General features: G+C 63.4%; 3 protein-coding genes. All 3 read left to right on the forward strand.

All coding sequences use genetic code 11. From position 1 onward, the window contains the following. A partial coding sequence (locus DBR12_RS04175) for an FAD-dependent monooxygenase (protein WP_199226628.1) occupies window positions 1-438 on the forward strand: 438 nt, incomplete at its 5' end. 327 nt (window positions 439-765) lie between these two features. Continuing rightward, complete coding sequence (locus tag DBR12_RS04180; protein ID WP_108616097.1) at window positions 766-2,688, forward strand: PrkA family serine protein kinase; 1,923 nt, start codon at window positions 766-768, stop codon at window positions 2,686-2,688. 164 nt (window positions 2,689-2,852) lie between these two features. Further along, on the forward strand, window positions 2,853-3,133 hold a 281-nt coding region (locus DBR12_RS04190; RefSeq protein WP_146185467.1), incomplete at its 3' end, for a DUF444 family protein.

A 3,133-nucleotide genomic window follows, 5' to 3' on the forward strand; every position in this document is an offset into this window, starting at 1 on the left:
GCACTGCAGGACCTGGTGCACTGTGTGAGCGATCACGCCCCGGCGGGCTGGCGCCTGTGGCCGCTGTGCGACCGACCGCCTGTGCGCGCTGCCGACGAGATGGCGCGTGGTCTGGTGGGCTTGCTGGGCGATGCTGCCCACCCCATGCGTCCCTACTTGGCCCAGGGCGCGGGCATGGCCATCGAGGACGCCGCCGAGCTGCAGCGCGCGCTGGCCATGCACGACCTGGAGGTGCCGCTGCGGCTCACGCGCTATGCCCTCAACCGCTGGCAGCGCAACGCCCGCGTGCAGGCGCGCTCCATCCGCAACGGGCGCATTTTTCATGCCACGGGTCCGGTGCGGTGGGGGCGGGACGGGGCGCTGTGCTTGCTGGGTGAGCGCTTGCTGGATGTGCCCTGGCTGTACCGGGGCGATGGTGCGGGCGCCAGTGCTGTGTGAGTGCTTGGTGACGGGCAGGGCTGTCGCGTGGGCCCTGTGGGAAGCCTCCGGGTCAGGGCGCTTCTGAGCGTGTGCGCAGCCCCCGCTGGTTGTCAGGACATTCCCTATCCGGGGCAACCCGTGCAGGCCGCGCGCAGGCTGAACTTTGCGCAGTGTGCCACGCTCTACCGCAGTGTGTGCAAAGCGCCAAAAAGGCAACGGATGTGACCACGAATTTGCTGTTCAAGCGCAGGCCGTGGTGCTACAAAGAGCCAAGCCGGTAGCGATTCCCACTGCAACACCGTGGCACTTCCCGAGCCCGCCGGGGGTGCTGCTACAGGAGGTCGTATGGATGCCATCAGCAATTTCGCCGCGCGCTATGCCCGTAGCCGTGAAGAGGAAATGTCGATTGACGAGTACCTCGCCGAGTGCAAGCGCGATCCCATGGCTTTCGCCACCGCTGCCCAGCGCATGCTGGCTGCCATCGGCGAACCTGAAATGGTGGACACGCGCAACGACCCGCGCCTGTCGCGCCTGTTCGCCAACAAGGTTATCAAACGCTACCCCGCCTTTGCCGAGTTCTACGGCATGGAAGACTCCATCGAACAGGTGGTGAGCTTCTTCCGCCATGCTGCGCAGGGGCTGGAAGAGCGCAAGCAAATCCTCTACCTGCTGGGCCCGGTTGGCGGTGGCAAAAGCTCGATCGCCGAGCGGCTGAAATACCTCATGCAGAAGGTGCCGTTCTATGCGCTCAAGGGTTCGCCGGTCAACGAATCGCCTCTCGGCCTGTTCGATGCGATGGAAGACGGACCGGTGCTCGAAGAGCAGTTCGGCATCCCTCGGCGCTACCTGCAGCGTGTGCTGTCGCCCTGGGCGGTGAAGCGTCTGGAGGAGTTTGGCGGCGACATCCGCCAGTTCAGGGTGGTCAAGCGCTACCCCAGCATCATGAAGCAGGTGGGCATCGCCAAGACCGAGCCTGGCGACGAGAACAACCAGGATATTTCCAGCCTGGTGGGCAAGGTGGACATCCGCAAGCTCGAAACCTATGCCCAGGACGACACCGACGCCTACAGCTACAGCGGCGGCCTGTGCCTGGCCAACCAGGGCCTGCTCGAATTTGTGGAAATGTTCAAAGCGCCGATCAAGGTGCTGCACCCACTGCTCACGGCCACGCAGGAGGGCAACTACAAGGGCACGGAAGGCTTTGGCGCCATCCCGTTCGACGGCGTGGTGCTGGCCCACAGCAACGAGAGCGAGTGGAAGGCGTTTCGCAACAACAAGAACAACGAGGCGTTCCTCGACCGCATCTACATCGTCAAGGTGCCTTACTGCCTGCGGGTGAGCGAAGAAACCCGCATCTACGAGAAACTCATCCGCGAGTCATCGCTGGGCAACGCTGTGTGCGCGCCGGGCACGCTCAAGATGATGGCGCAGTTCGCCATCCTCACGCGTCTGAAGGAGTCTGAGAACTCCAGCATCCTCAGCAAGATGCAGGTATATGACGGCGAAAGCCTGAAGGACACCGACCCGCGCGCCAAGAGCTACCAGGAGTACCGCGACTACGCGGGCGTGGACGAAGGCATGACAGGCATCTCCACCCGCTTTGCGTTCAAGATCCTCTCGAAAGTGTTTAACTTCGACAGTGCCGAGGTGGCGGCCAACCCGGTGCACCTGATGTATGTGCTGGAGCAGCAGATTGAGCGCGAGCAGTTCCCCTCCGAGCTGGAGACCAAGTACACCGGCTACATCAAGGAGTTTTTGTCGCCGCGCTATGCCGAGTTCATCGGCAAGGAAATCCAGACCGCCTACCTGGAGAGCTACAGCGAATATGGCCAGAACATCTTCGACCGCTACGTGACCTATGCGGACTACTGGATCCAGGACAACGAGTACCGCGACACCGACACCGGCGAGGTGTTCGACCGGGGCGCGCTCAATGCCGAGCTGGAGAAGATCGAAAAACCCGCAGGCATCGCCAACCCCAAGGACTTCCGTAACGAGATCGTCAATTTCGTGCTGCGCGCCCGGGCCAACAACCAGGGCAAGAACCCGAGCTGGACGAGCTACGAAAAGCTGCGACTGGTGATCGAGAAGAAGATGTTCTCGAACACCGAGGAACTGTTGCCGGTGATCAGCTTCAACGCCAAGGCCAGCGCCGAGGAGGCGCGCAAGCATGAGGACTTTGTCACCCGCATGGTGAACAAGGGCTACACGCCCAAGCAGGTGCGGCTGCTCTGCGAGTGGTACCTGCGCGTGCGCAAGAGCAGCTAGATATGGTGCAACCCCCTGAGTCGCTGCGCGCCTTCCCCCTTCTCTCGAATGACTGCGCCATTCGGGAAGGGGGACGCAGCCAGCGCGGCGGGGCGGCCCTTGCGCGGCTGCCTGCGCGAGGGGCGAGCGGAGGCTGAGGGGCGTGGCCACACGGGGGGTGAAAAATGGCATTGCAAATCATCGACCGCAGGCTCGCAGGCAAGAACAAGTCCGTCGGCAACCGCGAGCGTTTTGTCCGCCGCTTCAAGGAGCAGATTGCGGACAGCGTGCGCCGAGCTGTCTCGCAGCGCGGCATCCGCGAGATCGAGCAGGCCGAGAACATCACCATCCCCAAGAAGGACATCGGCGAGCCTGTGTTCCACCACGGCCAGGGCGGCATCCGCGACATGGTGCACCCCGGCAATGCCGAGCATGTGCGCGGCGACCGCATCGAGCGGCCCAAGGG

The organism is Acidovorax sp. HMWF029, assembly GCF_003060895.1.
Lineage (GTDB): Bacteria > Pseudomonadota > Gammaproteobacteria > Burkholderiales > Burkholderiaceae_C > Acidovorax.